The sequence below is a fragment of the Actinocrinis puniceicyclus genome (assembly GCF_018283645.1).
In the GTDB taxonomy this organism is placed as follows: domain Bacteria; phylum Actinomycetota; class Actinomycetes; order Streptomycetales; family Catenulisporaceae; genus Actinocrinis; species Actinocrinis puniceicyclus.
This window is the reverse complement of the sequence record NZ_JAGSXH010000033.1, coordinates 11,561-38,465: the sequence shown is the minus strand read 5'-3', so window position 1 is coordinate 38,465 and position 26,905 is coordinate 11,561. Positions and strand designations below refer to the sequence as shown.

General features: G+C 71.9%; 25 protein-coding genes. 15 read left to right on the top strand and 10 right to left on the bottom strand.

Annotation, left to right across the window (positions count from 1 at the left end; translation table 11 throughout):
• The first annotated feature begins 8 nt into the window (after positions 1-8).
• The 6 genes from KGA66_RS31560 (at position 9) to KGA66_RS11805 (ending at position 7,127) form a co-directional block, all read left to right on the top strand.
• Positions 9-956 (top strand): NAD(P)-dependent oxidoreductase, encoded by a 948-nt coding sequence (locus KGA66_RS31560; RefSeq protein WP_211467720.1) that lies wholly within the window; start codon positions 9-11, stop codon positions 954-956.
• 162 nt (positions 957-1,118) lie between these two features.
• A complete protein-coding gene (locus KGA66_RS11825; RefSeq protein WP_211467718.1) occupies positions 1,119-1,559 on the top strand; it encodes a hypothetical protein in 441 nt (146 codons plus the stop codon).
• Positions 1,560-1,640: 81 nt separating this feature from the next.
• The gene (locus KGA66_RS11820) at positions 1,641-2,648 is read left to right on the top strand and encodes an NAD-dependent epimerase/dehydratase family protein (protein ID WP_211467716.1); all 1,008 of its coding nucleotides are present in this window, start codon (positions 1,641-1,643) and stop codon (positions 2,646-2,648) included.
• A gap of 233 nt (positions 2,649-2,881) precedes the next feature.
• Complete coding sequence (locus KGA66_RS11815; protein ID WP_211467714.1) at positions 2,882-4,189, top strand: hypothetical protein; 1,308 nt, start codon at positions 2,882-2,884, stop codon at positions 4,187-4,189.
• Entirely contained in the window at positions 4,186-5,709 is a 1,524-nt protein-coding gene (locus KGA66_RS11810; protein ID WP_211467712.1) for a hypothetical protein, read from the top strand. The genes KGA66_RS11815 and KGA66_RS11810 overlap by 4 nt, the downstream gene beginning before the upstream one ends.
• Complete coding sequence (locus tag KGA66_RS11805; protein ID WP_211467710.1) at positions 5,709-7,127, top strand: AAA family ATPase; 1,419 nt, start codon at positions 5,709-5,711, stop codon at positions 7,125-7,127. Before KGA66_RS11810 ends, KGA66_RS11805 begins: the two co-directional genes overlap by 1 nt.
• 2 nt (positions 7,128-7,129) lie before the next feature.
• Here the strand turns inward: KGA66_RS11805 and KGA66_RS11800 are convergent, their stop codons facing one another.
• Positions 7,130-7,429 carry a hypothetical protein gene (locus tag KGA66_RS11800; protein WP_211467708.1) on the bottom strand — a complete coding sequence of 100 codons (300 nt, stop codon included), beginning with the start codon at positions 7,427-7,429 and terminating at the stop codon, positions 7,130-7,132.
• Positions 7,430-7,663: 234 nt separating this feature from the next.
• Between KGA66_RS11800 and KGA66_RS11795 the strand changes: the two genes are divergently transcribed.
• Together KGA66_RS11795 and KGA66_RS11790 are read left to right on the top strand one after the other, a co-directional pair.
• Complete coding sequence (locus KGA66_RS11795; RefSeq protein WP_211467706.1) at positions 7,664-9,091, top strand: AMP-binding protein; 1,428 nt, start codon at positions 7,664-7,666, stop codon at positions 9,089-9,091.
• A gap of 69 nt (positions 9,092-9,160) precedes the next feature.
• Entirely contained in the window at positions 9,161-9,694 is a 534-nt protein-coding gene (locus KGA66_RS11790; protein WP_211467704.1) for a GNAT family N-acetyltransferase, read from the top strand.
• Between the two features lie 284 nt (positions 9,695-9,978).
• On the opposite strand, the gene KGA66_RS11785 is transcribed toward KGA66_RS11790, so the two are convergent.
• Entirely contained in the window at positions 9,979-10,851 is an 873-nt protein-coding gene (locus tag KGA66_RS11785; protein ID WP_211467702.1) for an HAD family hydrolase, read from the bottom strand.
• 58 nt (positions 10,852-10,909) lie between these two features.
• On the bottom strand, positions 10,910-12,478 hold the full coding sequence (locus KGA66_RS11780) for a molybdopterin-dependent oxidoreductase (RefSeq protein WP_211467700.1): 1,569 nt from the start codon (positions 12,476-12,478) through the stop codon (positions 10,910-10,912).
• A gap of 216 nt (positions 12,479-12,694) precedes the next feature.
• Between KGA66_RS11780 and KGA66_RS11775 the strand changes: the two genes are divergently transcribed.
• A complete protein-coding gene (locus KGA66_RS11775) occupies positions 12,695-13,780 on the top strand; it encodes a WD40/YVTN/BNR-like repeat-containing protein (RefSeq protein ID WP_211467698.1) in 1,086 nt (361 codons plus the stop codon).
• Between the two features lie 69 nt (positions 13,781-13,849).
• The gene (locus tag KGA66_RS11770) at positions 13,850-14,155 is read left to right on the top strand and encodes a MoaD/ThiS family protein (protein WP_211467696.1); all 306 of its coding nucleotides are present in this window, start codon (positions 13,850-13,852) and stop codon (positions 14,153-14,155) included.
• A gap of 39 nt (positions 14,156-14,194) precedes the next feature.
• On the opposite strand, the gene sigJ is transcribed toward KGA66_RS11770, so the two are convergent.
• From sigJ to KGA66_RS31555, 3 genes are all read right to left on the bottom strand, one after another.
• On the bottom strand, positions 14,195-15,127 hold the full coding sequence (gene sigJ / locus KGA66_RS11765; RefSeq protein ID WP_211467694.1) for an RNA polymerase sigma factor SigJ: 933 nt from the start codon (positions 15,125-15,127) through the stop codon (positions 14,195-14,197).
• A 274-nt stretch (positions 15,128-15,401) separates the two neighbouring features.
• The gene (gene murA, locus KGA66_RS11760; protein WP_211467692.1) at positions 15,402-16,709 is read right to left on the bottom strand and encodes a UDP-N-acetylglucosamine 1-carboxyvinyltransferase; all 1,308 of its coding nucleotides are present in this window, start codon (positions 16,707-16,709) and stop codon (positions 15,402-15,404) included.
• Between the two features lie 45 nt (positions 16,710-16,754).
• A complete protein-coding gene (locus KGA66_RS31555) occupies positions 16,755-17,543 on the bottom strand; it encodes a GNAT family N-acetyltransferase (RefSeq protein ID WP_211467690.1) in 789 nt (262 codons plus the stop codon).
• 23 nt (positions 17,544-17,566) lie between these two features.
• Here KGA66_RS31555 and KGA66_RS11750 point away from each other — a divergent pair, with 23 nt between their 5' ends.
• The gene (locus KGA66_RS11750; protein ID WP_211467688.1) at positions 17,567-18,970 is read left to right on the top strand and encodes a replication-associated recombination protein A; all 1,404 of its coding nucleotides are present in this window, start codon (positions 17,567-17,569) and stop codon (positions 18,968-18,970) included.
• Between the two features lie 13 nt (positions 18,971-18,983).
• Here the strand turns inward: KGA66_RS11750 and KGA66_RS11745 are convergent, their stop codons facing one another.
• From KGA66_RS11745 to KGA66_RS11730, 4 genes are all read right to left on the bottom strand, one after another.
• Positions 18,984-19,571, bottom strand: a complete 588-nt coding sequence (locus tag KGA66_RS11745) for an O-acetyl-ADP-ribose deacetylase (RefSeq protein ID WP_211467686.1) — start codon at positions 19,569-19,571, stop codon at positions 18,984-18,986.
• Positions 19,568-20,026 carry a DUF4395 domain-containing protein gene (locus KGA66_RS11740; protein WP_211467684.1) on the bottom strand — a complete coding sequence of 153 codons (459 nt, stop codon included), beginning with the start codon at positions 20,024-20,026 and terminating at the stop codon, positions 19,568-19,570. The genes KGA66_RS11745 and KGA66_RS11740 overlap by 4 nt, the downstream gene beginning before the upstream one ends.
• A gap of 223 nt (positions 20,027-20,249) precedes the next feature.
• Positions 20,250-20,744, bottom strand: a complete 495-nt coding sequence (locus KGA66_RS11735; protein WP_312886872.1) for a TlpA family protein disulfide reductase — start codon at positions 20,742-20,744, stop codon at positions 20,250-20,252.
• 88 nt (positions 20,745-20,832) lie between these two features.
• Positions 20,833-22,098, bottom strand: coding sequence for an MFS transporter (locus KGA66_RS11730; protein ID WP_438822034.1), 1,266 nt, complete (start codon positions 22,096-22,098; stop codon positions 20,833-20,835).
• A 200-nt stretch (positions 22,099-22,298) separates the two neighbouring features.
• On the opposite strand from KGA66_RS11730, the gene KGA66_RS11725 reads away from it, so the two are divergent.
• From KGA66_RS11725 to alaS, 4 genes are all read left to right on the top strand, one after another.
• Complete coding sequence (locus tag KGA66_RS11725) at positions 22,299-22,961, top strand: TetR/AcrR family transcriptional regulator (RefSeq protein WP_211467680.1); 663 nt, start codon at positions 22,299-22,301, stop codon at positions 22,959-22,961.
• 295 nt (positions 22,962-23,256) lie between these two features.
• Positions 23,257-23,667, top strand: a complete 411-nt coding sequence (locus KGA66_RS11720; RefSeq protein ID WP_211467678.1) for a DUF948 domain-containing protein — start codon at positions 23,257-23,259, stop codon at positions 23,665-23,667.
• A 10-nt stretch (positions 23,668-23,677) separates the two neighbouring features.
• A complete protein-coding gene (locus KGA66_RS11715) occupies positions 23,678-23,941 on the top strand; it encodes a hypothetical protein (RefSeq protein ID WP_211467676.1) in 264 nt (87 codons plus the stop codon).
• A 235-nt stretch (positions 23,942-24,176) separates the two neighbouring features.
• Positions 24,177-26,849: an alanine--tRNA ligase gene (gene alaS / locus KGA66_RS11710; protein WP_211467674.1), complete on the top strand. Its 2,673-nt coding sequence runs from the start codon at positions 24,177-24,179 to the stop codon at positions 26,847-26,849.
• The last annotated feature ends 56 nt before the right edge of the window (positions 26,850-26,905 follow it).

Genomic DNA, 26,905 nt, shown 5'->3' with positions numbered 1-26,905 from the left:
ATGGGGACGTGGATGAGCGCAGGTTGGTGTGGACGGCGCCCGGTACCCTCGCGGACTTGAACGATCTGCCGCGGGACGCGCGCGCACAGCTGGAGATCGTCGAGATCCCGGCCGACCCGCTCGCCGACCAGCGGCTCGCTGAGGTGCGGGTGCTCATCCCGCCGCTGGTGCGCAACCAGGCCGACGACGGATACGATCTCAAGACATTGATCGCATCCGCGAGCCGGCTCGACCTGGTCCAGGCGCTGACCTCCGGCGTGGACTGGATAGTCGACCTGATCCCCGCCGAGGTCACCCTGTGCAGCGTGCGGGGCGCGTACGACGATCTGATGGCGGAGCTCATGCTCGCCGGGATCCTGGCCGTCTACAAGGAGATCCCGCACCACGCGGCCGCACAGGCGCGCGGCCGATGGGAGCCGCGCCAGGTGCGCGTGCTCGGCGGGTCGCGGGTACTGTTCGTCGGATACGGCTCCATCGCGCAGTGCCTTGAGAAGTACCTGCTGCCTTTCGGAGTCGAAGTGCGCAGGGTCGCCCGGCGCCCGCGTGAGGGCGTGGACGGGATCAGCGAACTTTCGGTCCTACTGCCGGGCGCGGACATCGTCGTCGTGCTCACGCCGCTGACCGCGCAGACCCAGGGCTTGATCGACGAGGAGTTCCTGACCCTGATGAAGCCCGGCGCGTTGCTGGTCAACGGCGCGCGCGGGCTGGTCGCGGACACCGAGGCACTGATCGCCGCCGCCGAGCGCGGCAAGGTTCGGGCGTATCTGGACGTCACCGACCCCGAGCCGCTGCCGGACGGGCACGCGCTGTGGTCCGCGCCGGGCGTCTTCATCACCCCGCACATCGGCTCGCTCGTCCCGGAGAACCGCGAGCGGGCGTTCGCCGTCGTCCGGGAGAACCTGATCAGCTGGGCGCGCGGTGAGACGCTGCGTAACGTCGTTGCCGGGGACTACTGACCCGCGGTCGCCACGCCGGCGGCCGGGGCAGGCGGGAGGAGCGCGATGCGGCGCTGGGCGGACCGTTCAACTCCACCACTGTGGCCCAGCGCGTCCGAGCGCGACGGGTTGCCGCTCAGTGCCGAATACGTCCGCCGTCAGCGCAGGCGCGGGCTGAGGCTCGTGCTGACGTGTGTCGCGGTATTGGTGCCGTGGACCGTGTTCCTGGGGCTGAGCCTGCCCGACCAGCACCGTGCGAACCACTGGCGGCTCACCTGGACCGGGTTCGACGGCCTGCTGCTGCTGGCCCTGGGGGCGACCGTGTATCTGGGTTGGCGCGGTCGGCAGGCGGTGATCCCGGGCGCCATCGTGACCGCGACCCTGCTGGTGTGTGACGCGTGGTTCGACGTGACGCTCGACCTCGGCACGGCCGGAGTGTGGTGGTCGGTGGCCTCCGCGGTGCTGATCGAACTGCCGCTCGCGGTGTTCTTCCTCAGCAGAGCACTGAGAATGATCTCGCTGACCGCGCGCCAGGCGTACGCGCGGCTCGGTATCGACGAGCCGCCGCCTTCCGTGTTCAAGCTGCCGCTGTTCGGGATCGCCCGGGAACCCGACCAGCGCTGAGGGTGTGACGCAGGCCACGTCACATTCCGGCGTGCCGCCTCGTCTTCGTCATGAACCACCGAGAAGACGAGGGAGCGGATCATGAAGGTACTGCTCGCCGGGGCGACCGGAACTCTCGGCGTGCCGCTGGTGCGCCGCCTGGCCGCGGCCGGGCACGAAGTCGTCGGCATCACGCGCACCGAGGCGGGAGCGGGGCTGCTGTGGGACCTCGGCGCGTCGAGCGTCATCGCCGACGCGCTCGACCGCGACGGCCTGCTGCGCGCGCTGCGTGGCGTCCGCGCGGACGCCGTCATCCATCAGTTGACATCACTCAAGAAAATGCCGCTGCGCCCGCGCGACCTGGAGGTGACCAACCGGCTGCGGGTGGAGGGTACGGCGAACCTGCTGGCCGCCGCCGCTGAGGTCGGCGCGCGGCGCTTCCTGACGCAGTCCTTCTTCGGCGGTTACGGCCTGCACGACGGCAGCAGGCTGCTGACCGAACAGGACGCGTTCGCCCCGGCCGCAGGCGGCAGGCTCGAACCCTCCTGGCAGGCGATGCGCTCCACCGAGCAGCAGGTGCTCGGCGCGCCGGGAGTCGAGGGGATCGTGCTGCGGTACGGCGGTTTCTACGGCCCGGCCAGCGTCGCCGGCATGCTTGAGAGCCTGCGCAAGCGCCAGATGCCCGTGCCGCGCGGCGGCGGTTCGTACGCGTCCTTCGTGTATATCGACGACGCAGCCGCCGCAACGGTCGCGGCGCTCGACAGGTCAGAACCCGGGCAGGTCTACAACATCGTCGACGACGAACCGGTGCGGTGGGGCGTGATGGTGGACGCGGTCGCTGCGGCGTTCGGCCTGCCCAGGCCGCTGCGCTTGCCCGGCGCGCTGCTGCGGCTGGCCGCGCCGTACGGCGGAGTGCTGATGACGCGGCAATCGCTGCGCCTGTCCAACGCCAAGGCGAAAGCGCAGCTCGGCTGGCGGCCGATGGTGCCGACCTACCGCGACGGTGTGCGGGCGCTGCTGCGTGAATTGCGGCCGGCCGACGATGACGCAGGGCGAAGCGATCGGGGCGATCGGGCGACCGAAGCGACTGGGCCGCGCGGGCGAAGCTGACGGGATCGCGCGAGGCGCTGCGCGGTAACACGGCGTAGACGAGGCCCACCAGCGAGGGCGAGACGGTGTAGGTCCGCCGGTTCGTACCGCGCGGCATCGTTTGCAAGTAGTCGTGGGATGCCAGTCGGCTCGTGGGGTGCCGCTCGGTTGGATGTTTGCCGGTAGTGCCTACCGCGGCAGGCTCATCCGCGTGGTGGCCGGTCCCGCTAAGGTAGGGGACCACCATGGCCGCCATGACCACGTCATCCGTCGCGGACCGGCTCGCCGAACTGCGCGGGCCGGTGCCGTCTCGCCACCACGACGCGCGTACCCTCGCGGCGCTGACCGCCAACCCCGGCTGCACGCGCCGCGCGGTGCTGGACGCGGCCGGAGTGGACAAGCGGGCGCTGGCCGAGCGGATCGGCTTCGGTCCGCGCTTCGGCCAGTCGCCGTTCGCGATCAGCCGGGGCAACGCCTTCGAACGGCTGGTCAAGTCCGACGGCGGTGCGGCGCTGCTCGCCCTGCTGCGCGACGAACTCGGCCTGCGCCCGGCCCAAGATGATCAGGGTCCTGACCAGCCTGTCGACGGCGCCGGCCCGGCGGATCCGGGCCTGATCGACCTGAGCCGCGGCGACCGGGAGGAGCGCTACCGGCGCACCCGTGACCTGGTCGTGGCAGCGGCCCGCGATCCGCAGGCGGCGCCGCTGCTGGCCGACCACCCGCTGCTGCGCTTGGAGGTCGGCGGCCGCGCCGCGTATGTCGAGCCGGACCTGGTCGCGCTGCGGGCCCGGGGCCGCGACGGCTCGCAGCGGTGGCGCTGGTATCTCGCCGAGATCAAGTCCTTCGCGGTGATCGACGGGCACGCCGACCCGATGAAGGTCGCCGAGGCCGCGACCCAGGCGGCTGTGTACGTGCTCGCGTTCCAGCGGCTGCTGGCCGGGCTCGGGCTGCCGGACGATCTGGTGGCTACCGACGTGGTGCTGATCTGCCCGAAAGACTTCGGCAACGCGCCGTGCGCCACGCTGATCGACGTGCGCAGGCAGCTGGCGGCCGTGCGCCGCCAACTCGAGCGGCTGCCGCGCATCGGTGCGCTGCTCGACGGTCTGGAGCCCGATCTGAGCTTCGACCTGTCCGCGGATGCCGCCGGTCGGCCGTCACGCAGCGCGGCGCAGCTCGGCGAGGCGGTGGCTGCCGTCCGGGCCAGATATGCCCCCGAGTGCATCTCGCGCTGCGACATGGCGTTCTACTGCCGGGACGAGGCGCGTGTCACCGGATCGACCGACCTGCTCGGACGTGCGGTACGCGACGCGCTCGGCGGGCTCGGCACGATGCGGGACGTCCTGGCCCTCAGCGAACGCGCAGCTTGTGCGAGCCCGGGCGGCTACGACAGTGCGGACAGCGGCTGTGACGGCGGCGATGTCGGCGATGTCGGCGACGGCGACTTGGCCGAGGCCGCGCGGCTGCTCAACGCCGCGCGCCGGGCCCGCCGCGAGGCACTCGCCCAGGCCGGCGTGAGCGCGGCCGGGAACGGCGGCACCGGGAAGCACGGGGCGAGCGCGTGAGCGCCCTGGCCGCGCTCGCCCGGGTCGAAGCGTTCGAAGCCGGGCGGGCCGTACCGCTCGCCACGGTGCGGCACGTGCACCTGTCCGCGCGGCCGCTGGTGTTCGTGCCCGTACTCATGGCCGGCGAGGCCGCGGCGCCGCTGGCCGCCCTCGTCGGCACGGACCGCACCGATCCGCGGCTGCTCGTCGTCGACCAGCCACGTGACCGCGACCAGCGATTCGTCTTCCTCGCCGAACTGGCGCGCATCGTGCTCGATCACGTGGCGCAGTGCCGCGGCGAGACCGAACTGGTGGAGGCCACGCGCAACCACGAGCAGTGGGAGCGCCACCTGGACGCCCCACAGCTGGTTGTGCCGAACCCGGGCGGTATCGAGGCGATGCGGCTGCTCGGGCGCTCTGCCCGGTTCCGCTCGGCGCAGGGGCCTTATCCGGTCGACCCGCTGGTGCCGGTGCTCGGGCGCTACCTGACCTGGTTCGCGCAGGATCGCGCGCCCACCGCGGGCTCCTCGGTGTGCCTCGCGCTGACCGAGGTGCTCGCGGCGCACTGGGCCACCGGGCAGAGCGCGCTGGAGGACCAGCACCTCGCCGCCCTGCTGGCCTGGATCGTGCCGGACCGCTTCGGCCCGGCAGGAGCGGGCCTGACCGGGCCGCAGGCCGCCGCGCTGGCCGAGGACCCGGACCGCTGGCCGTCCGCGGGCCCGGCGACGGACCCCGAGTTCGACACCGGGGTGCTCAGTGCGCTGATCGCCGCGCAACAGCGGGCCGAGGGCGATGCGGACGCCGCTCACGCCGCGCGGCGGGCCCTGCGCGAGGCGCTGCGCGGCCGGCTCCAGCCCACCTGGGATCTGCTGTGGCAGGGCCTGGACCTGCTGCGCGCGCTGCCGGAGGCCGGGCACGACGAGCACCGGTGGAGGGTGGACCGCGGCCGGTTCACCGACTTCGCCCGCGCCGTGGACGAGGGCGCGCCGCCGCAGCCGCGCCGCGAGTCGGCGGTGGCCGCGGCCCGGCGCCTCGCCGACCTCGAAGCCGCCCAGGAGGCCTACGACAAGCAGCGCGCGCTCGACGACCCGCTGATGCTCGCGGCCTACCGGGTCACCGGGGAGGCGTTCGCCGGGACCGTCGTCGCCGTCGACGCGGAACGCCGCGACACCAGCGGCCGGACCCCGAAGCCGCGCCCGCGCGTGTGGCTGCGCACCGCCGACCAGGTGGTGCTGCGTCAGGGTACGAAAGTGGCCTGCCCGCAGCGGCCGAATCAGCGTCCGTCGATAGTGTCGGTCACCCGGCAGGGCGCGGACTGCGTCGTCGAGCTCGAACTCTCCAACGACATGGGACGCAAGGCCGTGCCGGACGAGGGTTCCGTGCCCGAACCGGGCGAGTCGCGCTGTTACGCGACGGTGCTGGCCGCGGAGTTCTTCCCGCCGCCGCCGCTGCCGGACCCGGAGCAGACGCCGTGGACGCACGGCGGCCCGCCCGCGCAGTACACCCCGGCCGGCGCCGACCACGACGAGGACTGGCACTGATGACCGGATCGTCCGCCGAACGCTCCGCCGCCGCGCGCGCGGTGATCGACGCGGTCACCGCGGACCTGCTCGGCGCCGGGCATCGCGGCGTCATCGTGGACTCCCCGCCCGGCGCGGGCAAGTCGACCCTCGTGGTCGAGCTGGCCGGACGGCTGGCGGACACCGGGGAGCCAGTCATGGTGGTGGCGCAGACCAACGAGCAGGTCGACGACCTGGTCGATCGGCTGGCCGCCGCGCACGGCGCTCCGGGGTCCGGCAGGGGCCTGACGATCGGCCGGCTGTCGGCGTCCGGATACGTGCCGACGCAGCGGGTCGCGCGCCACACCGGTGGCCCGCACGCGGCCGACGACTCGGTCACCGTCGCGGGCAAGGTCGCCGACCTCGGCGCGCCCGCGGTGACCGTCGCGACCGCCGCGAAATGGGCCAGGACCGCGCAGCCGGAGCGGCCGGCCGGGGGCTGGCGCTGGGCGATCCTCGACGAGGCGTACCAGATGCGCTCGGACGGCCTGCTGGCGATCGCCCCGCGTTTCGCCGACGGCACCGCGCTGTTCGTCGGCGATCCCGGCCAGCTCGACCCCTTCGCCACCATCGACGGCGAGCGCTGGGCCGGATCGCCCTGGGATCCGACCGACAGCGCCGTGGCGGTCGTGCGTGCGCACAACCCGCGGCTGCCGGTGCACCGCCTGCCCTACTCCTGGCGCCTGCCGGCCACCGCGGCGCCGCTCGTGTGCCGCGCGTTCTATCCCTTCACCCCTTTCGAGGCGGGCAGCGCACCGCAGGACCGTGCGATGAAGCTGCCCGGCGCGGCAACGGTCGCAGGGCCCGCCGATTCCGGACCGATCGATCAGGCCCTTGATCTCGCCGCGGAGACCGGCTGGGCGCTCTACGAGCTGCCGGCCCGGCACACCGTGCGCACCGACACCGAGGCGGTGGACGCCTGCGCCCGCCTCGCGGCGCGGCTCGTGCGCCGCGAGGCGAGCGTATTCGACCCCGGATACCCTGGGGGCCGGCCGGTCACCGCGGACCGCGTCGCGATCGGTGCCGCGCACCGCGACCAGGCGGCGGGAATCCGCGCCGCGCTGGACCGGCACGGCGCGGACCTGGCCGCGGTGACCGTCGACACCGCGAACCGGCTCCAGGGCCGCGAATACGACGTCTGCATTGTTCTGCATCCCTTGTCGGGCCGGCGCGACGCGACCGCGTTCCACCTGGAGACCGGTCGGCTGTGCGTGCTGCTCTCGCGGCACCGGCACGCGTGCATCGTCGTCTCGCGCGCCGGCATCCCCGAACTTCTCGACGCGCATCCGCACACCGAACCGGTCCACCTCGGTGTGCCGGTGAAGTTCCCGGACGGCTGGGAAGCCCATCAGGCGGTTCTCGCGCACCTCGGCGGGCACCGCGTGACCGCCGCTCGGTGACCTCAGCCGCCGGAGTCGACGGTCGTGCCGGCGACGCGGCTTCGGAAGCGGTGCAACAGCTCACGGGCCGGATCGCTGTCGGGATCAAAGGTCTCCCACACCTCCCGGCGTCCCGGATTCAGCAGGTCGACCATCACCGCCCAGTGGCAGTGAAAGCAGAAGTACACTTCGGCGCGCGCCACCGACGCGTCATGCAGGCGTATACCGAACCGCGGCGTGAAACAGCGCATCCCCCCGCTTTCGGGCAGCTGCTCGATCAGTCCGAGTACTTCCGCGAGTGCGGCGCCTTCCCACAGCGTCACAGCATCTTCGAGCGCACCGCGCCAGTCCTTGCGCCAACCGGGTTCGACCGACGCTACCTCGGCCAGCGATATCTCGCCGGACGGAACTACAAGCCGCATGCGCCCTATCATCTCGCGGCAGCGTGCTCAGTGTGCTCAGTGTGCTCAGCGGATCGCGGCGAAGCGCGACCTGTCCCCATACGGCGACCGCGTCCCGTGCGCCGCGCCTCACCCGGCCCCGGGTACGGTGGCGGAATGCGCCTCCTGCCGAGCCTGACGAGTGCGACCGCCGATGAACCCGATGCGATCCGGATGGCCGGCCGCGCCCTTACCCGCGCGCATCTGTTCGATGCCGCGCACGCGGTCGCTGCGCGCATCACCGGCGCTGAGGCGGTCGCCGTGCACGCGGCGCCGGGACTGGAAACCGTCGTCGCGGTCGTCGCAGGGTTGCTCGCCGCAGTGCCCGTGGTGCCCGTACCTCCGGACTGCGGACCGGCCGAACGTGACCACGTGCTGCGCGACTCCCGCTCCGCACTGCTGCTGGCCGCCGACGCCGATCTGTGGCCCGACTGCGGCCTCGAAGTCGTGCCGGTCGACGCGGCCGCGCGAGCCCCCGGCCATGTCTCCTTCCCCGAGCCGTCACCCGACTCGCCCGCGCTCATCCTCTACACCTCGGGCACCACCGGGGCGCCCAAGGGCGTCCCGATCACCGCGCGTGCCATCGCGGCCGACCTGGACGCGCTCGCCGACGCCTGGCAGTGGACCGCCGAGGACACCCTCGTGCACGGCTTGCCGCTCTTCCACGTTCACGGCCTCGTCCTGGGCGTACTGGGCGCGCTGCGTACCGGTTCGCGGCTCGTGCACACCGGTCGGCCGAACCCGGCCGGCTACGCGGCGGCTGCGAGCAACGAGAGCGCGCCGGGCACCCTTTATTTCGGTGTACCGACGGTCTGGGCCCGCACCTGCGCCGAGCCCGCCGCGGCCAGGGCGCTCGCGTCCGCGCGGCTGCTGGTCTCCGGTTCGGCCGCGTTGCCCGCGCCGGTCTTCGCCGAACTCGAGGCGCTCACAGGGCACCGCGCCGTCGAGCGATACGGCATGACCGAAACCCTCATCACGCTCTCGACGCGCGCGGACGACGCGGGCCGGCAACCGGGCACGGTAGGACGCGCGGTCACCGGCGTCACCACGCGCCTTGTCGCCGAGGACGGCTCCCCGGTCGCGCACGATGGCAAGACCGTCGGTGAATTACAGGTGCGCGGTTCGACCGTCTTCTCCGGTTACCTCGGCCGCCCCGACGCGACCACGGCGAGCTTCACCCACGACGATTGGTTCCGCACCGGCGACATGGCGGTGATCGGCGCGGACAACATCCACCGCATCGTCGGCCGCGCGTCCACTGACCTGATCAAGTCGGGCGGTTACCGCATCGGTGCCGGCGAGGTGGAGAATGCGCTGCTTGCGCATCCCGCCGTGCGTGAGGCCGCGGTGATCGGCGTGTCGGACGACGACCTCGGACAGCGCGTCGCCGCGTTCGTCGTCGCGGACGGCGTTACCGAATCTGATCTGATCGACTTCGTCGCGCGGAGCCTGTCGGCGCACAAGCGTCCCCGCGCGGTGACTTTCGTCGAGGGACTGCCGCGTAACGCAATGGGGAAGGTGCGCAAGGACCTGCTTCGGCGCTGATCGGCACCGATCCGCCACACTTGGGCAATGTCGTTGCGCCCCGCGCAGCCAACGGTTTGAATGCCCGTGATGACTGATCTGATCACGACCCGTCTCGTCCTGCACCCCTTGACTCTCGCGGAGGCCGCGCGCGTCGTCGGCGGGGTCGCCGGGCCGGACGACGTGTGGGCGGACGGCTTTCCCGGCCACGGAGACCGCGACGCCGCGCGCATGGCGGTGAACGCCGCCAAGGCCAGGGCTGAGGCCCGCCTGGCCGCCGTGCCGCCGGTGCAGCCCGATCACGATCCGTTCACCTGTTACCGCATCGACCGCCGCATGGACGGCACGGCCATCGGCACCATCGGATTCCATGGGCCGCCCGATGCGAGACGGCAGGTCACGATCGGCTACGGGCTGGTGCCGATGAGCTGGGGCAACGGCTATGCGACCGAGGCGGTGCACGCGCTCATCGACTTCTGCCGCGCCCACGCCGATGTCGCCAGCCTCGCGGCCGACACGAACCACGACAACGCCGCGTCGCAGCGAGTGCTGGTCAAGTCAGGGTTCCGGCTCGTGCGCCAAGATCGCGAACTGCTCTACTACGAGCTCGAACTCGACGGGTAGCACGCAACGCCGAGGCGCGCTCGGGTTTGGCCCGTGTTATCCGCGCGCTCTTGTGCGGCTCCCGCCGAACCTACCGCGTTTGCCCGGCCTGGCCGCGGGCGTTCGCCACGGCGGCTGAACCGCTGATCGAACTCGCCCGTCCAGCCGCATTCCGGACACGCGAAGGCCACCAGTGCCGACCCCGCCGCCGCGGTGGCGATCTCCTCGCCGTCGATGCTCACCTGCGGAATCCTGCTGCCATCAGGGTTGGCAGGCAACTGTTTCACTTGATCGTTATCAACCGATCAAGCCGATTGCGGTCCGCCTGCCGCAAGAAGTGCCTCAAGCGCCGCCGCGACGCCGTCCTCATCGTTCGATGCGGTAACGCGGTCTACCACGGCAAGCACATCCGCGTGCGCATTGGCCACGGCGTAGGCAGTACCAGCCCATGTCAGCATCGGCAGGTCGTTCGGCATATCACCGAACGCGACGACCTGCGCCGCGGCGATGCCGAGCAGTTCGCAGTGCCACGCCAGCGTTCCCGCCTTCGTCACCCCGGGCGGTGCGATCTCCACCAGGCCGCGGCCGCCGGAGTGCGAGGCCTCGGCACGGTCTCCCAGCACCGCACGCGCAGCCGCGAGCATGGCGTCGGCCGCCGCCGCGTCATCGCGCGCCAGCACCTTGACATAACGGCCGCCGGCCGGCCGCGCCGCGGCGAGGTCCGCGGTGACGGTGCGGTTGTGCGCGGAGGCCAAGCCGGGCCGGAACGTCGGCTCGCTGAACACCTCTCCGCCGGTCTCCAGGGCGAAGCCGGTCCCCGGCGGCAGCACGGCGCGCAGATCGGCGATGATCGAGAGCGCCTGCTCGACCGTGAACGAGTGCACCAGGCGCGTGAGACCCGTCACGACGTCGAGCACCGCCGCGCCGTTCGCGCAGATCGCCGTCGCCGTGCAGCCGATGCGCCGCGCCAACTCCAGCACCATGCGCTGCGGCCGCGCCGTGACCAGGAGCACTTCGACACCCGCGGCCGTGCACGCCGCGAGTGCCGCGCACGTTCGGTCCGAGACGGTGCCATCCGAACGCAACAGCGTGCCGTCGAGGTCGGTGGCCACCAGACGCGGCAGCGCCGCGCCCGGCCTCCGCGTCGCCTCGGGTATCAGTTCGGAATCCAGGTTCACCTCTGCATCTTGTCAGGCGCCCGCAACCGCTCGGGCGCGCATCCTCGCGGCCGTGTCGTCAGACGGCGTTGACGGTGATCTCGTGGTAGCCGCTCGCCCCGTCCGGCACCACGTCCCGCACCGCCGAAGTCTGCACCGTTCCCGTGCCGTCAGTCGCGCGCACGGCGACCCGATGGCTGCCGCGCGGCGCGTTCTCCCACTTGTACGACCACTGGCGCCACGTGTCCGGCGTGTCCGAAGCCGCGAGCGCCGCCTCCCGCCACTGGCCGTCGATCCGCACCTCCACGGCCGCGACGCCCCGGTGCGTCGCCCAGGCGGTGCCGGCGAGTGTCACCGTGCCCTGCGACACGGACGCGCCGTCGCCCGGCACGTCGATCCGCGACGCGGTCTTCACCGGTGCCTGCTGCGCCCATCCGCGTGCCACCCAGTAGCCCGCGCTCGACGCGAAGGTCGTCAACTCCAGGTCGACGACCCACTTGGTCGCGGAGACGTAGCCGTAGAGGCCGGGCACCAGCATGCGGCACGGGAACCCGTGCTCGATCGGCAGCGCCTGGCCGTTCATCGCCACCGCGAGCATCGCCTCACGACCGTCGAGCACCGCGTTGACCGGCGTGCCGATCGTCATCCCATCGCTCGACGTCGCGAGAATCTGATCGGCCCCCGTCCTCACCCCGGCTTGCCGCAGCAGCGGAGCCAGCGGCGTGCCGATCCACCGCGCGTTACCGCAGTAAGGACCGCCGACCGGATTCGATACACAGGTCAGCGTGAGATCGTGTTCCTCCAACGGCAGCTTGAGCAACTGTTCGAAGGTCAGTTCCAGCGGCCTGGCCACCATCCCGCGGATACGCAACATCCACTTCGACGGGTCGATCTGCGGTACCGACAACGCTGTGTCGACGCGGTAGAACGAGGCGTTGGGTGTGAAGAACGGGCCGAGTCCGGGCACATCAGGATGGGTTGCCGCAGTGACCGGAGGCAGAGGTCGGGCGGGTACCGGAATCTTCACCGCGGCGCGCGCGGGAGCCGCGTTGTACCGCGAGTCGATCCAACTCTTCGCGCCGAAGCCGCCGACGGCCGCCCCGGCCGCCGCGCCGAGCAGCGCCCCGAGGAAGCGGCGCCGCTCGGTCGGGCCGGCGTCCTCGGCCGCGCTCTCGGCGGCCAGCCTGGTCAACCAGAGCAGAACCCACACCGCGACGGCGCCGGCGCACAGCGAAGGGAACAACGAGCCGGTGTTCGCGGCGGGACGCGTCGCCGCGGCGAGGATCCCGATCACGCCGAAGCCGGCGGCGATGAAGCCGGCGGCCGTCAGGTGCCGCCGCGCGAGCACCCCGGCCGCCGCGCAGATCAGCGCCAGGACCACGTACACGCCGGTCAGCAGCGCGGACTTGTCGTGCGTGCCGAACTCGCGGATCGCGAACTCCTTGACCGCGGTCGGCGCCAGGTCGATCGCCCACTCGCCGACCGCCACGCCCGGCGCGCTGGCCGCGCCCGCGAAGACCGCGACCAGTTCCCCGGCCGCGAGCGCGCAGGCTCCCGCGACCAGTCCGCTGAGCGCGCCCAGCGCGATCCCGCCGAATCCCGCGCGGCCGAACCGTTTGCGACCGCCCACCACCACCGCGTCGTCCATCTTCTCGGGTGCCTCGCTCGTCTTCCCACCGCCGGGCCGTCATCCGCTTCCATCCTCTCCCACGGCCGGGCCGGGACCAGGGGTTCATTCCTTACGATCCGCGGAGGCTTCGCCCGGGCGGGCCGGATCGCGCGCCGCCCGGGCCGCGAGAAGCCGTCACACCCGATCCGCCGGTTCCCCGCGCGTTTGTCGGAGGGCGCGGCTACGGTGGGCGATATGACCGATACCCTGCTGCTCGCCGGGACCCGCAAGGGCCTGCTGCTCGCGCGCCGACGTGGCGGATCCTGGCATACCGAACCGCTCGCCCTGCCGATGACGGCCGTCTACGCGGTCGGAATCGACGCGCGCCGCCCCACTCCCCGGCTGTTCGCCTCGGCGACCAGCGAGCACTGGGGTCCGACGATTCTGCACTCGGACGACCTCGGCGCGAGCTGGAGCGAACCGGACCACGCGCCGGTGGCGTTTCCCAAGGACGTCGAGACGGCGCTGGCCCGCGTCTGGCAGATCCAGCCGGGCCCGTCGAGCGATCCCGACGTGATGTACGCGGGCACCGAACCGGCCGCGCTGTTCCGCTCCGAGGACGGTGGGATCAACTTCGAACTGGTGCGGCCGCTGTGGGAGCATCCGCACCGCCCGCAGTGGGGCGCCGGCTACGGTGGCCAGGCGATCCACACGGTGCTGCCGCACCCCGTCGACCCGCGGCGCATCCTGATCGCGCTGTCTTCCGGCGGCGTCTACCGCAGCTACGACAGCGGGGAGAGCTGGGCTGCGGCGAACACCGGGATCAAAGCCACCTTCCTGCCCGAGGAACAGCGTTACCCCGAGTTCGGCCAGTGTGTGCACAAGGTCGCACAGGACGCTGAGAACCCGGAGCGGCTTTACCTGCAGAACCACAACGGCGTCTACCGCAGCGACGACTGGGGCGGCACCTGGGTCTCCATCGCGCAGGGCCTGCCCGGGGAGTTCGGCTTCGGGATCGTCGCCGATCCGCACCGCGGCGGGCACGCGTACGTGTTCCCCCTGGTCTCCGACTACTCCCGGTTCACCCCCGACTTCCGCTGCCGCGTCTACGGCACCACGGACGCGGGGGAGAGCTGGGCCGAGGTCGGCAGCGGCCTGCCGGAGAGCGAGTTCTACTCGCTGGTGCTGCGTGATGCGTTCACCGCGGACGCCGCCGACCCGCTCGGGCTGTACTTCGGCACCCGGTCCGGCGAGTTGTACGCGGGTGGCGCCGGGCGCTGGGAGCGAGTCGCCTCCAACCTGCCCGACGTGCTGTCCGTGCGCGTGCTCGCGCTTGCGTGAACGGTCGGGGCGGGCCGCGGGCGCGGCCGGTGTCGTGGGCCTGATGCCGAGTTCAGGAGGCGCGGCGAAATGACCGATGGGATGGACGTCACCCTGCACGTTCCCGGCGCGCTGGCCGGATACGCGGGCGGACGCCGGGAGGTAAGGGTCGCGCTCGGCGCGGGCGAGCTGGCCACGACCGTCTCCGGCGTGCTCGACCGTGTGGCCGCCGAGCTGCCCGCGCTGGAGCGGCGGATCCGCGACGAGAACGCCGCGATACGCCGCCACGTCAACGTGTACGTCGACGGCGCCGATATCAGGACTCTGTCGGGTGCGCAGACCACGGTGCCCGCGGGCGGTGTCATCGACGTGATCGCCGCGGTGAGTGGCGGCTGACGCATCGGCCGGCCGGCCGGACGGGTCCTGGCCGCCTGCCTACCGGCGCGCCGGTAACGCGCTGACCGCGCCGTTCGCCACGCCGCTCAGCTTCTCCGGGTTGACGATCACGTAGGCCCGGGTGATCAGGCCGCCGTCCACCACGAAGGCGATCACGCCCACCGCGGCCCCCGCGCCGTCGAGCGCTGCCAGGCCCGGTTGCCCGTTGACCTGCACCTCGCGCAACCGCAGGCCGGTGCGCGGGCCGCCGGGCCACTTGGCCACGATCCCCGCGACGAGCCGCGACACCCGCTGCGCCGTGGCGACCGGCCGTCGGCCCGCGCGCACCACCCCGCCGCCGTCCGAGTGCCACACCACGTCGGGGTCGAGCACCGCCATCAGGCCCGGGATGTCGCCGTTGAGAGTGGCCGCGGCGAAGGCCGCGACCGCCTTGCGGTGCTCGGCGCGGTCCACCCGGCGCGGCCCGGCGTCCTCTCGCACGCGCCGCCGCGCCCGCGACGCGAGCTGCCGAACGGCCTGCGGGCTGCGCCCCAGCGCCTGCGCGATCTCGCCGAATTCGAGTGCGAACACGTCGTGCAGTACGAAGGCCACCCGCTCGGCCGGGCCGAGTTGCTCCATCACCGCGAGCATCGCGTAGGAGACCGATTCGCCGAGCGTCGCGGCGTCCTCGGGCCCCGGCTCCACCTGCGCGTGCGACACCTGCGGCTCCGGCAGCCACTCGCCGAAATACGCCTCGCGTCGCGCCCGCGCCGAACCGAGCTGGTCGTAGCAGATCCGGCTGACGATCGTGGTCAGATAAGCGCGCGGATCGCGCACGGCGGACTGGTCCGCGGCCTGCCAGCGCAGCCACGCGTCCTGCACCGCGTCCTCGGCGTCCGCCAGCGATCCCAGCAGCCGGTACGCGACGGCGGCGAGGTAGCGCCGGTGCTGCTCGAACTCGGTGCCCTCGCTCGCGCTTTGCTCCCCGGTCATCAGCCCGCGCCTCACCGTCCCGGCCGCGCCATATCGCGCCGCACCGTCGTTCGTCCCCGGTTCCACTTGTCACCGTATCCGACCGACGTTGACCGGGTCTCGGCAACGTAGCCCGGCCGTGTTTCTGATCGCGTGCCGCCTCCCCGGCGGGTGCGGGCAAGCGCGCAGTGAGTGCTGAGAAAGGTCCCCGCCCTTGGGTAGGTACTGGCCGTATTGGTCGCAGGCCGCCAGGACGCGCCCGTACCAGCCGCCCTTGCCCGAGCCCGGTCCGCGGTCAGGCCTCGACCGGCGTGATCGCCATGCCGATCGACTGGAGCCGCTCGAGCGGTTCGTCGTAGCCGCGTTCCAGCGAGTCGACGTCGAGGAGCACGGAGGGTCCCTGCGCGATCGATGCCGCGATCACCGACGAGTAGCCGGTGCGCACGTCGGGCACGTGCACCTGCGCGCCCACTAGTTTCGACGGGCCGTGCACCACGGCCGAATGCAGGTGGTTGGTGTCGTGGAAGCGGCAGGCGTTGCCGCCCAGGCACATCGGGAACAGCTCGATCTCGCAGCCGAGCTTCTTGAGCGCGTCCACGTAGACGAACCGGTTCTCGAAGACCGTCTCGTGCAGCACCGACAGCCCGCGCGCCTGGCTCATCAGCACCAGCAGCGGCTGCTGCCAGTCCGTCATGAAGCCCGGGTGCGTGCCCGTGCTCACCGCCGCCGAGCGCAGGCCGCCCGGCGCGGAGGCGGTGATGTAGGACTCGTCGATCTCGAACTGCGCGCCCATCTTGCGCAGCGTCTCGATCGCGGTGACGAGCCGGTCCTGAGCGCAGCCGTGCACCCGCACCTGACCGCCCGTAAGCAGCCCCGCGACCAGGTAACTGAAGGCTTCCAGCCGGTCCCCGGCCAGCCGGGTCGCCGCGCCGTGCAGCCGCTCGACCCCCTCGATCAGGATTCTGCGGTCCGGTTGCAGCTGAATGCCGGCTCCCATGCGCTGCAGGAACAGCGCGAGCTCCAGGATCTCCGGTTCGACCGCCGCGTTCGTGATCACGGTGCGGCCCTCCGCGAGCACGGCGGAGAGAATGACGGACTCCGTCGCGCCCACGCTCGGATAAGGCAGAGCGACCTTCGTACCGCGCAGCCGCCGCGTGACGGCGTGGATGCCCGAGTCGTCGACCGTGATCTGAGCACCCATCGAAGTGAGCGCCTGTATATGGAAATCAAGGGGCCGCGGACCGATCTGGTCGCCGCCGACCATGGGCACGAACGCCTCGCCGGTGAGGTTGAGCAGCGGACCGAGCAACAGCACCGGGATGCGGTTGCGTCCGGTGAAGGTCTGCGGCACCGCCGACTGCGGCGCGGCGGTCCGCTCGATCCGCAGGATGTCGCCATCCCGCTCCACGGAGCAGCCGATGGCACGCAGCATCTGGGCGGTGATCTCCACATCGCCGACCCGCGGCGCGTTGCTGATCGTGCAAGGCCCGCCGCCCAGCATCGCAGCCACCATGTGCTTCGTCACCGCGTTCTTCGAGCCGCGCACGGTCACATCCCCGCGCAACGGCCCGGCGGGGTCGATCTTCCAGCCTCTGGTTCCCATGGGGATCATTGTGCCCGGGCCGCGCGCGGGAGGTGGCGAATCGCGTTATCGGCGGATGACGCCGGAGGAGAACCGGTGTGTGGTCCGATAGCCGGTCCGCACGTAGATGCTGCGCGCGGGTTCGTTCGGGTGGTAATGCGCCAAAGTGCACAGCTTCTCGCCGCGCTCGAAGACGCGACGGGTCAGGGAAGCCGTGACGGCGCCGCCGAAGCCCCTTGCGCGCTGCACGGGATCTGTCGCGATCGACGCGAGGTATGCGATCCCGGAGATACGTCGCGTCAACGCACCGACCGCCAGCAGTGTGCCGGATGCTTCGTCGCGCACGGCGACCCACTCATCGACCAGTGCATAGTCCGCGCGGACCGAGTGGCGCGGGTTGACCCGGTCGAGGAAAGCCTGGATCTGCGGCCGGTCCTCGATCGTGGATACCCGTGACTCCGCGGGTTGTGCGGGCGGCGGCGACCAGGTGGCCATCAGGTCCCAATCACTGTCCGCCTCGTCTCCGGGTTGCGGATCGGCGTTCCACCGGGCCAAGGGCACGCCGCGCGGGACCGTCACCCCCGAGATCCGCGCGCCGAGGTCGGCCACCGCCGCGTCCACGAGGAACGGCGCGGCCCGCGGTTCGCCGACGACGCTCAGCCAGCACGCCGAACCGCTGTAGTCGTCGGCGGCGGCGAATGCGAACCCGCCCTCCAGCGACCAGGCCGCGATCGCGCCGCCACGGGTCTCGCTGATCACCATCACGTCGTCGGGCGCCGCGGCGTGCAACTCGGCAGCGGTCAGTCGCCGGACCGAGCAGATCCCCCTCACGATCGACGATTCTTCCACGGTCACCGGGCCGCATTACGCTCGGGTATATGGAGCCCGAGACCCTGTTCGACGCCGTCGGCCGGGAGCGCGCCGAGGCAGGCGCCCCGCTGGCCGCGCGGATGCGACCGCGCACGCTCGACGAGGTCGTCGGCCAGGCCAAGCTGCGCCGTCCCGGCTCCCCGCTGCGCCGCCTCGTGGAGGCCGCGCCCGGTTCGCGCGCCGTGCCCGCCTCGGTGATCCTCTGGGGTCCGCCCGGTACCGGTAAGACCACGCTCGCGCACGTGGTCGCGCGCAGCACCGACCGGGTGTTCCGCGAACTGTCCGCGATCAACGCGGGCGTCAAGGAGGTGCGCGCCGTCATCGACTCGGCGCGCCGCGAGCTGGGCATGTCCGGCCGCGAGACGCTGCTGTTCCTGGACGAGATCCACCGCTTCTCCAAAGCCCAGCAGGACTCGCTGCTGCCCGCGGTGGAGAACCGCTGGGTCACGCTGATCGCGGCGACGACGGAGAATCCCTACTTCTCGGTGATCTCCCCGCTGCTGTCCCGCTCGCTGCTGCTGACCCTGGAACCGCTGGACGACGCGGACGTCGCCACGCTCGTCGACCGCGCCCTCGTCGCGCCCCAGGGGCTGGCCGACTCGGTCACGCTCGACGGCGAGGCGCGCGCGCAACTGCTGCGGCTGGCCGGCGGCGACGCCCGCAAGGCGCTCACGGCGCTGGAGGCGGCGGCGGGCGCGGCCAGGGACCAGGGTTTCGGCTCGGTGACGGCCGAAGTCCTCGCGCAGGCGCTGGACCGGGCCGCGGTGCGCTACGACCGGGACGGCGATCAGCACTACGACGTGGCTTCGGCGCTGATCAAGTCGATCCGCGGCTCCGACGTCGACGCGGCGCTGCACTACCTGGCGCGCATGATCGAGGCGGGGGAGGACCCGCGGTTCATCGCGCGCCGGCTGGTCATCTCCGCAAGCGAGGACATCGGCCTGGCGGACCCGACCGCGCTGCCGACCGCGGTCGCGGCGATGCAGGCGGTGTCGTTCCTCGGCTGGCCCGAGGCCCGCATCACGCTCGCCCAGGCGGCCATCGCGCTGGCCCTGGCGCCGAAATCGAACGCCGCGATCAAGGCGATCGACGCGGCGCTCGCGGACGTGCGCGCGGGTTCGGCCGGTCCGGTGCCGCTCCACCTGCGAGACGGCCACTACAAGGGAGCTGCGAAACTCGGCCACGCGCAGGGGTACGTGTACCCGCACGACCTGCCTGGCGCGGTCGCCGCGCAGCAGTACGCTCCCGATGCCGTCCACGGCAAGCGGTACTACAACCCGACCCGGCACGGCATCGAGGAACGCTACGCCGACCGCGTGGAGAAGATCCGTGCCCTGCTGGCCGGGGAGAGCAGCGGCCCGCGTCCCGGTTCCGGCCAACCGAAACCGGATGACGGAGCCGGCCCGGCCTGACCCGCCGCGACGGTCACGTTTGCCGGTCGCGCGCGGTCAGACCGAGCGCGTCAGCCGCCTGCCGGAACACCGTGAGCGCCCGGTCGTCGAAGAGCACGAAGCTGAGAAGCTCCACGCTGGTCGGCGTCTGCGACACCGCGCGCAGCGCGATGAGCGCCGCGTCGTCGAGCGGCCAGCCGTACACGCCGGTCGACACCGCCGGGAACGCGACCGAGCGGGCGCCGAGTTCGTCCGCGACCCGCAGGCTGTTGCGATGGCAGTCGGCCAGTAACGCGGAGCGGTCCTCGCCGGCCGAGAAGACCGGCCCGACCGTGTGGATCACCCAGCGCGCCGGCAGGTTGCCTCCGGTCGTCGCGACAGCCTGCCCGGTCGGCAACCCACGCCCGTACCGTGAGGCCCGCAGCGCCCTGCACTCCGCCAGGATCGCCGGCCCGCCTCGCCGGTGGATCGCCCCGTCGACCCCGCCGCCGCCGAGCAGTGACGAGTTCGCGGCGTTCACCACCGCGTCAACATGTTGCTCGGTGATGTCACCGCGCACCAGCGTCAGGCGGAACCGCGACTGCCCCGCACCGGCGCCATCCTCGCGCCCCGGCACCGTCATGAGTTGACCGGCTCCCGTCGCGACGCGCCGCGACGGATCAGCAGGTACACCTCGCAGCCGAGGCAGAAGTCGAACGCGGCGTTGAGGAACGCGGCGGCCAACGCGAAAGCGGTGAAGACCAGGCCGAGGGCGTCCACCCCGGACAGATAACCGATGGTGCCGAGCGCGGCGAACGCGAAACCGACGCCCTGCGCGAACGTCGGCGGCGCCGGGTTCTCCAGCTCCGCGGGCTTGGGCAGGCTCGGCCGCACGAGCCTGCGGTACACGTGCCCGTAGGGCGCCAACTTCAGCCCGGAGAAGGCGCCGAGGGCGAAGACGAGCGTCTGCGCGGCCAGCAGCCAGCCGTTGCCGGTGAGCAGTACCACGGCCAGCACTGCCGTGGTGATGACTGCTCCGAAGCGGGGTCCGCGCGGGTCGATGAAAGCGGGGTCTTGAACCTGGACGTGGGAAGACATCAGTGCGCTCCGAAAGGGGCGTGGACGTGCGGGGCGGGAATGTGCGGGGCGACCGGGCGAGCCGGAGCCGGCCGAGATCGCGACGACGGCGGGACAGCCGGGAGTGGAACAGCGGGGAACCGGCCGGCTGTCGGACTAGCGCACGCAGCCCGGACACGCGCAGGTGCAGACGCGGCAGTGATCTACCGCGCGCCTACGGGTGAGCAGCTTCCCTCGCATGTATCTATCGTACGGAGACGTCAAGCGCGGCAAGAACCTGATCTTTACGCGGCACGCCCGATGCCCGTGCGGTGATCCGCCCGGCGGCGTCCAGCACGAGCGTCGTGGGCGTGCGCATGACGCCGACCTCGCGCACGAGATCGAGGTGGGACTCGGCGTCGACCTCGATGTGCTCCACCCCGTCGATCTTCGCGGCGACATCCGCGAGGATCGTGCGCGCCGCGCGGCACGGGGCGCAGAACGCCGACGAGAACTGCACCAGTGTCGCCCGCCTGCCCAGCGCGGCGCCCAACTGCTGCGCGGTCAGCGCGGCCTGCTCGCCACGCGCCGCAGGCGAGCGCCGCGCGTCGGCGTCGCTGTCGACTTCCGCGCCGCGGATCGGCATCGTCTCGTCCGTCGCCGGCTGGAGCCGCATTCGTCCGTCCGTGCGCCTGCGCCACAAACCGAAGGCGCTCGCCAGAACGAGCACGACGACAAGGACGATCAGACCGGCTTCCACGTTGGTATCCAAGCACGACGGCCTGCGCCTCTATTCCGCCGTCTCATGCGTGCGTCTGATTCGCGCCGTGCCGTCAATCAGGGTCCGGTTACTCGCCCGGCGCCGCGCTCGCCGCGCACAGCGCCTCGCCGAGGGGCGTTACCGCAGCGGCCGGTTGCGGTACACGGCGCAGCCGCCGGACGGTGACCGTCGCCGCCGCGGCCAGCGCTCCGGCCGCGCCGACCACGCCGACGGAGGCGAAGCCGAACGCGGGCGAGGAATGGTCGATGACGGCGCCCGCCAGGGGCGCGCCGACCGCGTTACCCAAGGTCAGCGCGGCGGCGTGTAGCCCGAGAGCCTCGCCGCGCGCGGACTGCGGTACTGCGTGGCTTACCGCGACCACGGTCTGCGAGACGGTCGGCGCGCAGACGAGGCCCGCCGGGATCAGCGCGAGTGCGAGCAACAGCCAGCCGTGCGCCATGCCGACCGGGATCGTCGCCGCGCCCAGCAGCGTCATCAGCGTCAGCATGCCGAGCGGTCGGGGGACCGCGCCGTGCACGAAACCGCCGACCAGCGAGGCGGCGCACCACAAGATGATCGTCACGCCGGCCCACTGGACCTGACCGTGCGCGCGCAGCACGGCGACGATGGACACGTCGGTCCCCGAAAGCACGACCGTCGCCGCCGCCGCGACGAACAGCACCAGGAGGAAACCGGGGCTGAGCCAGTCGCGCCGGTCGGGGCGCCCCTGCGCCGCGCCGGTCACGGGGCTGCCGTCTTCGGCCGCTTCATGCGCGGTCATGCGCGGGTTGTACGTCCACATGACCGCCGCGGAGAGAGCAAGCGCCACCCCGACCGTGCGCAGCGTCGAAATCCCGTCGCCCAGCTGTGTGATCATCAGCACGGCCAGCGCCGGTCCGACCATGAAGCTGACCTCCACGGCCATCGAGTCCAGCGAGTACGCCTGCCTGCGTTGCTGCGGCGGAACCCTGGCCGCCAGCGACTGCCGTACCAGAGCCATGATCGGCACCTGGAGCAGCCCGCCGACGGTCGCCGCGGCGACCAGCGCCGGGAAAGGCAACAGCGGGGCCGCCGTCCAGAAGACCAGGGCCGCGATACCGGTCACGCACAGCACCGGCCGCGGACCGCGCCGGTCCACCGCTCGGCCGAGCAGCGGTGATCCGACGGCAAGCCCGACCGTGAACGCGGCGCTCGCCCCGCCGGCCGCCCCATACCCGAGATGACGGTCCAGCACAACGCTGAGCGTCAGCGCGGTACTGGTGGCCGTCCCCGGGATCCGCGCGGCGAGCGCGACCAGCATGAAAAGCCGCATCCCCGGAATCCGGAGCACGGAGCGGTAAGGGGCGAAGTGCATGACGGTCGACTACCTCCGGGAGGATCCTCCCAGACTCGCCCGGCAGTGCGCCGACATGGCTGCGCAAGAACGCTTGGCCGGAGGCTCCCGCGAGGCTGCCACGAAGTCCCCACGGGACTCAGGCAGGTTTGACAACAAGCGTTGGCCAACGATGATGGACCTGCATCTGCCCGAACAGTACGAGGCGAACGGAGCCGCCCATGTCCACCACGGCACCCGAACCCGGTCGCGCAGCCGGCGCGGCGAGCGCAGCGCCGACAGACGACAGGCCACACCCCGTGCGCCATTTCACGGACCGCTCGGCTCAGACGCGCGCCGCGATCCTGGCGGCCGCGCGCGCCAGGTTCGCCGCGGACGGCTACGAGAAGGCCACCATCCGCGCCATCGCGGCGGACGCCGGTATCGACGCCTCGATGGTCATCCGCTACTACGGCAGCAAGGCGCAGTTGTTCGAGGCTAGCGCGGCGATCGACCTGGCGCTGCGTGAGACGGTGGCGGCCGACGCGGGCCCCGAGCGCGTCGCGCAGGACTACGCGCACGCCTTCATGACCCGGTGGGAGAGCGGCACCAACGAGGTGGAACAGCTCCTGATCCGCACGGCGTTCACGCACAAGGACGCCATCGGCCAGGTGCAGCGCATCTTCGACGAGCAGATCAAGCCCCCGATCCTCGCCGCGCTCGCCGGCGACGCCGACGCGGAACTGCGCGCCGCGCTGGTGATGACCCAGACGCTGGGCCTGGCGATCTGCCGCTACCTGCTGCGTCTTAACCCCATCGCGGCCGCGGACCCGGCAGACCTCGAACGTGCCGTGCGCGACGCCGTGAGAATGCATCTGACGCGCCCGATGCGCGACGAAGAGTGACGGCCGGCTGCGTAGACGAGGCCCGCGTCGCGGGCCCGGCCCATAGCGCGCCGGCAATCTCGCCGCAGCCGCTCAAGTGAATTCGACATCTTCATCACCCCGGGCGGGCCGCGCCGGGGGGAATGTGCGCCGCTCGGATCCGGCGCTGGTCCCGTGTTGTTGCGGCCCGGCTGCGTGATCCGGGGCGTCCCGATGGCGCGCGGGGGCTCTTGGGCGACCGGTCATCCAGTCGCGAGCGCGAAACGCGATAGTGTTCTGCGCCGACGGGCAAAAGGGCGAAGGGACGGATCCCAAGGTGTCGGCAGGAGCAGTCGTCGGGCTGGTATTCGCTATCTTCTTCGCGGTCGCAGTCGTGTTCCTGTGCTTCGTGCTGCTACGCCTCGCCGGGGTGCTCAAGGAGACCCAGAAGCTCGTCGCCGGAATCGCGGACCAGACCGTGCCACTGCTCGGCGAGGTCACCACCACCGTGGTCAGCGCCAACCAGCAGTTGGTGCGCGTCGACACCATCACCGAGAACGTCGCCAACCTCTCCGGCAACGCCTCCGCGCTCGCCTCCACCTTCTCCGCGACCGTCGGCGGTCCGATGATCAAGGCGGCGGCGTTCTCCTACGGCGTGCGCAGCGCGCTGGCGAGCCGGCGCAAGGCGCAGGTCGAGAAGAAGGTGCGCGCCGAGCTCAAGTCGCAGCGCAAGGCCAGGAAGGACTAGGGGGCAGCTGATGGGCAAGCGGGTCTTCTGGATCGCGTTCGGCGCGGCCGCCGGCATCCTCGTCGTGAGGAAGGCGTCCAAGACGCTGGGCAAGCTCACCCCGTCCGCTCTCGCCGAGGGCGCCGCCGGGCTGCCCGGCGTGTTCGGCGAGGCCTTGCAGGGCTTCGCGGACGAGGTGCGCACCGCGGCAGCCGAGCGTGAGTTCGAGCTCTACCGCGCCCTCGGCGTCGACGCGGCCGAATCGGCGGACGGCCATGGGAAGCACCTGCGATAGCGCGCGTCCCGTGCGGAAAGGCCGACCGGAACCGTCTGCTCCTCCGCCGGTCTGCCTGTCCGCTCGGCGCGACCGGTCGGGGCCGGAGGACCGGATAAATGGGACTAAGACCGGTCCGCCACCTGAGACAATGACGCACGTGCCCGGTCGCCCGCGGGCATGTGCACCCCGTCCGACGAGATGCGCCCTGACCGATTAAGTTGTAGGACCGACCGTTCCGAGAGGCACTGGACCGATGGACTCCGCAGAAATCCGCCGCCGCTGGCTCGACTTCTTCGTCAAGCGCGGACACGCCGAGATCCCGTCCGCCTCCCTGATCGCGGCCGATCCCACCCTGCTGCTGGTGCCCGCGGGCATGGTGCCGTTCAAGCCCTACTTCCTCGGCGAGCAGGAGCCGCCGGCGCCGCGCGCGACGTCGGTGCAGAAGTGCGTGCGAACCCCGGACATCGACGAGGTCGGCAAGACCACGCGGCACGCGACCTTCTTCCAGATGTGCGGCAACTTCTCCTTCGGCGACTACTTCAAGGAGGGCGCGATCGCCTACGCGTGGGAGCTGATGACCGGCTCCGTCGCGGACGGCGGTTACGGCCTGCCGGAAGAGAAGCTCTGGATCACCGTCTACAAGGACGACGACGAGGCGTACCAGATCTGGCACGACAAGATCGGCGTCCCGGCCGGGCGCATCCAGCGCCTGGGCATGGGTCCGAACTTCTGGTCCATGGGTGTGCCCGGCCCGTGCGGCCCCTGCTCCGAGATCAACTACGACCGCGGCCCCGAATACGGCGAGGAGGGCGGCCCGGAGGTCAACGGCGAGCGCTACCTGGAACTGTGGAACCTGGTGTTCATGCAGTACGAGCGCGGACCGGGCAGCGGCAAGACGGACTTCCAGATCCTGGGCGACCTGCCCGCCAAGAACATCGACACCGGCCTCGGCCTCGAGCGCCTTGCCACGATCCTGCAAGGCGTCGACAACCTGTACGAGATCGACACCTCGCGCAAGATCATGGACAGGGCGGCGCAGCTGACCGGCGCGGTCTACGGCAAAGACCACAGGGCCGACGTCTCGCTGCGCGTCGTCACCGACCACGTGCGCGCCGCGACGATGCTCATCGGCGACGGCGTCGTCCCCGGCAACGAGGGACGCGGCTACGTGCTGCGCCGCATCATGCGCCGCGCGATCCGCAACATGCGGCTGCTCGGCACGCACGACCCGACGATCCACGAGCTCGTGGCGGCGAGCGTCGAGGCGATGGGCCCGCAGTATCCGGAGCTGATCACCGACCACAAGCGGATCGACGCGGTCGCGGTCGGCGAGGAGAAGTCGTTCCTGGAGACGCTCAACACCGGCACGACGATCCTGGACACGGCGGTCACGGCGACGAAGACCTCCGGCGGGAAGCAGCTGAGCGGTGCGGACGCGTTCAAGCTGCACGACACCTTCGGCTTCCCGATCGACCTGACCCTGGAGATGGCGGCCGAGCAGGGCCTGAGCGTCGATGAGGAGGGCTTCCGCCGGCTGATGTCCGAGCAGAAGGCGCGGGCGAAGGCGGACGCGAAGGCGAAGAAGACCGGGCACGCGGACCTTTCCGCGTACCGCCAGCTGTACGACATCACCGGCGCGCCCGAGTTCACCGGCTACGGCGAGACCACCAGCGAAGCCACGGTGCGCGGCCTGCTGCTCGGCGGCTCGGTGGCGACCGAGGCGTGTGCCGGCGAGGAGATCGAGCTCGTGCTGGACCGCACCCCCTTCTACGCGGAGGGCGGCGGCCAGCTCGCCGACCACGGTCTGGTCCGGCTCAGCGGCGGCGCGCTGGTCGAAGTGCTCGATGTGCAGAAGCCGGTCGGGGACCTGATCGTGCACCGCGCGGTAATCCGCGACGGCGACGTGACCGTCGGGCAGCAGGCCGAGGCGGTGGTCGACGTGAACCGCCGCCAGGCGATCTCCCGGGCGCACACCGCGACGCACATGGTGCACCGCGCGTTCCGCCAACTGCTCGGCGAGACCGCCACGCAGGCAGGCTCGGAGAACTCGCCCGGCCGGTTCCGGTTCGACTTCGCGCACCCGCAGGCCGTGCCGCAGTCCGTCCTGGCGGATGCAGAGCAGTTGGTGAACGCGGTGCTGATCGACGACCTCGCGGTCACGGCGCAGATCATGTCGCAGCCCGAGGCGAAGGCGATGGGCGCGATGGCTCTGTTCGGCGAGAAGTATGGCGACCGCGTGCGTGTCGTCTCGGTCGGCGACTGGGCGCACGAGCTGTGCGGCGGCACGCACGTACTGCACACCGGACGCCTCGGGCTGGTCAAGCTGCTGCACGAGTCCTCCATCGGCGCCGGAGTCCGGCGCGTCGAGGCGCTCGTCGGCGCGGACGCCTACGACTTCCTCGCCCGCGAACACGTACTGCTCGCGCAGGTCTCCGAGCTGGTGAAGACCCGTCCGGAGGAACTTCCGGACCGGATCGCGGGCATCGTCGGGAAGCTGCGGGACGCGGAGAAGGAGATCGCCGCGCTCAAGGCCGGGCAGGTCCTCGCGGTCGCGGGTGAGCTGGCCGCGGGGGCGGTGGACGTGCACGGCGTCGCCTTCATCGCACACCGCGCTGCGGACGGCACTTCCGCGGACGACCTGCGTAAGCTCGCGTTCGACGTACGCGGCCGGCTCGGCTCGCGGCCCGCGGTCGTCGCGCTGGCGGCGGCGTCGAACGGGCGCCCGCTGGTCCTGGTGGCGACCAACGAGACGGCGAGGGATCATGGTCTCAAGGCCGGGGCGCTGGTACGCACCGCGGCCCAGACGCTCGGCGGTGGCGGCGGCGGCAAGGATGACGTCGCGCAGGGCGGCGGCACCGACCTGGGCGCGCTGGACGCGGCGCTCGAAGCGGTGCGGGCACAGGTCGCCGCGGCCGGGCGCGGATAGCCGGACGTCGTGATCAGGACGTGGCACCGGGGCGCGGTGAACCGGAGCGCCCCGCC

Excerpts from the sequence above, each read along its gene's own strand:
- KGA66_RS11725 (WP_211467680.1), top strand. The coding sequence starts at position 22,299 with ATGTCCACCACGGCACCCGAACCCGGTCGCGCAGCCGGCGCGGCGAGC.
- KGA66_RS11745 (WP_211467686.1), bottom strand. The coding sequence starts at position 19,571 with ATGACGGTGCCGGGGCGCGAGGATGGCGCCGGTGCGGGGCAGTCGCGG.
- KGA66_RS11815 (WP_211467714.1), top strand. The coding sequence starts at position 2,882 with ATGACCACGTCATCCGTCGCGGACCGGCTCGCCGAACTGCGCGGGCCG.
- KGA66_RS11780 (WP_211467700.1), bottom strand. The coding sequence starts at position 12,478 with ATGGACGACGCGGTGGTGGTGGGCGGTCGCAAACGGTTCGGCCGCGCG.
- alaS (WP_211467674.1), top strand. The coding sequence starts at position 24,177 with ATGGACTCCGCAGAAATCCGCCGCCGCTGGCTCGACTTCTTCGTCAAG.
- KGA66_RS11820 (WP_211467716.1), top strand. The coding sequence starts at position 1,641 with ATGAAGGTACTGCTCGCCGGGGCGACCGGAACTCTCGGCGTGCCGCTG.
- KGA66_RS11740 (WP_211467684.1), bottom strand. The coding sequence starts at position 20,026 with ATGTCTTCCCACGTCCAGGTTCAAGACCCCGCTTTCATCGACCCGCGC.
- KGA66_RS11730 (WP_438822034.1), bottom strand. The coding sequence starts at position 22,098 with ATGCACTTCGCCCCTTACCGCTCCGTGCTCCGGATTCCGGGGATGCGG.
- KGA66_RS11795 (WP_211467706.1), top strand. The coding sequence starts at position 7,664 with ATGCGCCTCCTGCCGAGCCTGACGAGTGCGACCGCCGATGAACCCGAT.
- murA (WP_211467692.1), bottom strand. The coding sequence starts at position 16,709 with ATGGGAACCAGAGGCTGGAAGATCGACCCCGCCGGGCCGTTGCGCGGG.
- KGA66_RS11775 (WP_211467698.1), top strand. The coding sequence starts at position 12,695 with ATGACCGATACCCTGCTGCTCGCCGGGACCCGCAAGGGCCTGCTGCTC.
- sigJ (WP_211467694.1), bottom strand. The coding sequence starts at position 15,127 with ATGACCGGGGAGCAAAGCGCGAGCGAGGGCACCGAGTTCGAGCAGCAC.
- KGA66_RS11770 (WP_211467696.1), top strand. The coding sequence starts at position 13,850 with ATGACCGATGGGATGGACGTCACCCTGCACGTTCCCGGCGCGCTGGCC.
- KGA66_RS11750 (WP_211467688.1), top strand. The coding sequence starts at position 17,567 with ATGGAGCCCGAGACCCTGTTCGACGCCGTCGGCCGGGAGCGCGCCGAG.
- KGA66_RS11715 (WP_211467676.1), top strand. The coding sequence starts at position 23,678 with ATGGGCAAGCGGGTCTTCTGGATCGCGTTCGGCGCGGCCGCCGGCATC.
- KGA66_RS11805 (WP_211467710.1), top strand. The coding sequence starts at position 5,709 with ATGACCGGATCGTCCGCCGAACGCTCCGCCGCCGCGCGCGCGGTGATC.
- KGA66_RS11790 (WP_211467704.1), top strand. The coding sequence starts at position 9,161 with ATGACTGATCTGATCACGACCCGTCTCGTCCTGCACCCCTTGACTCTC.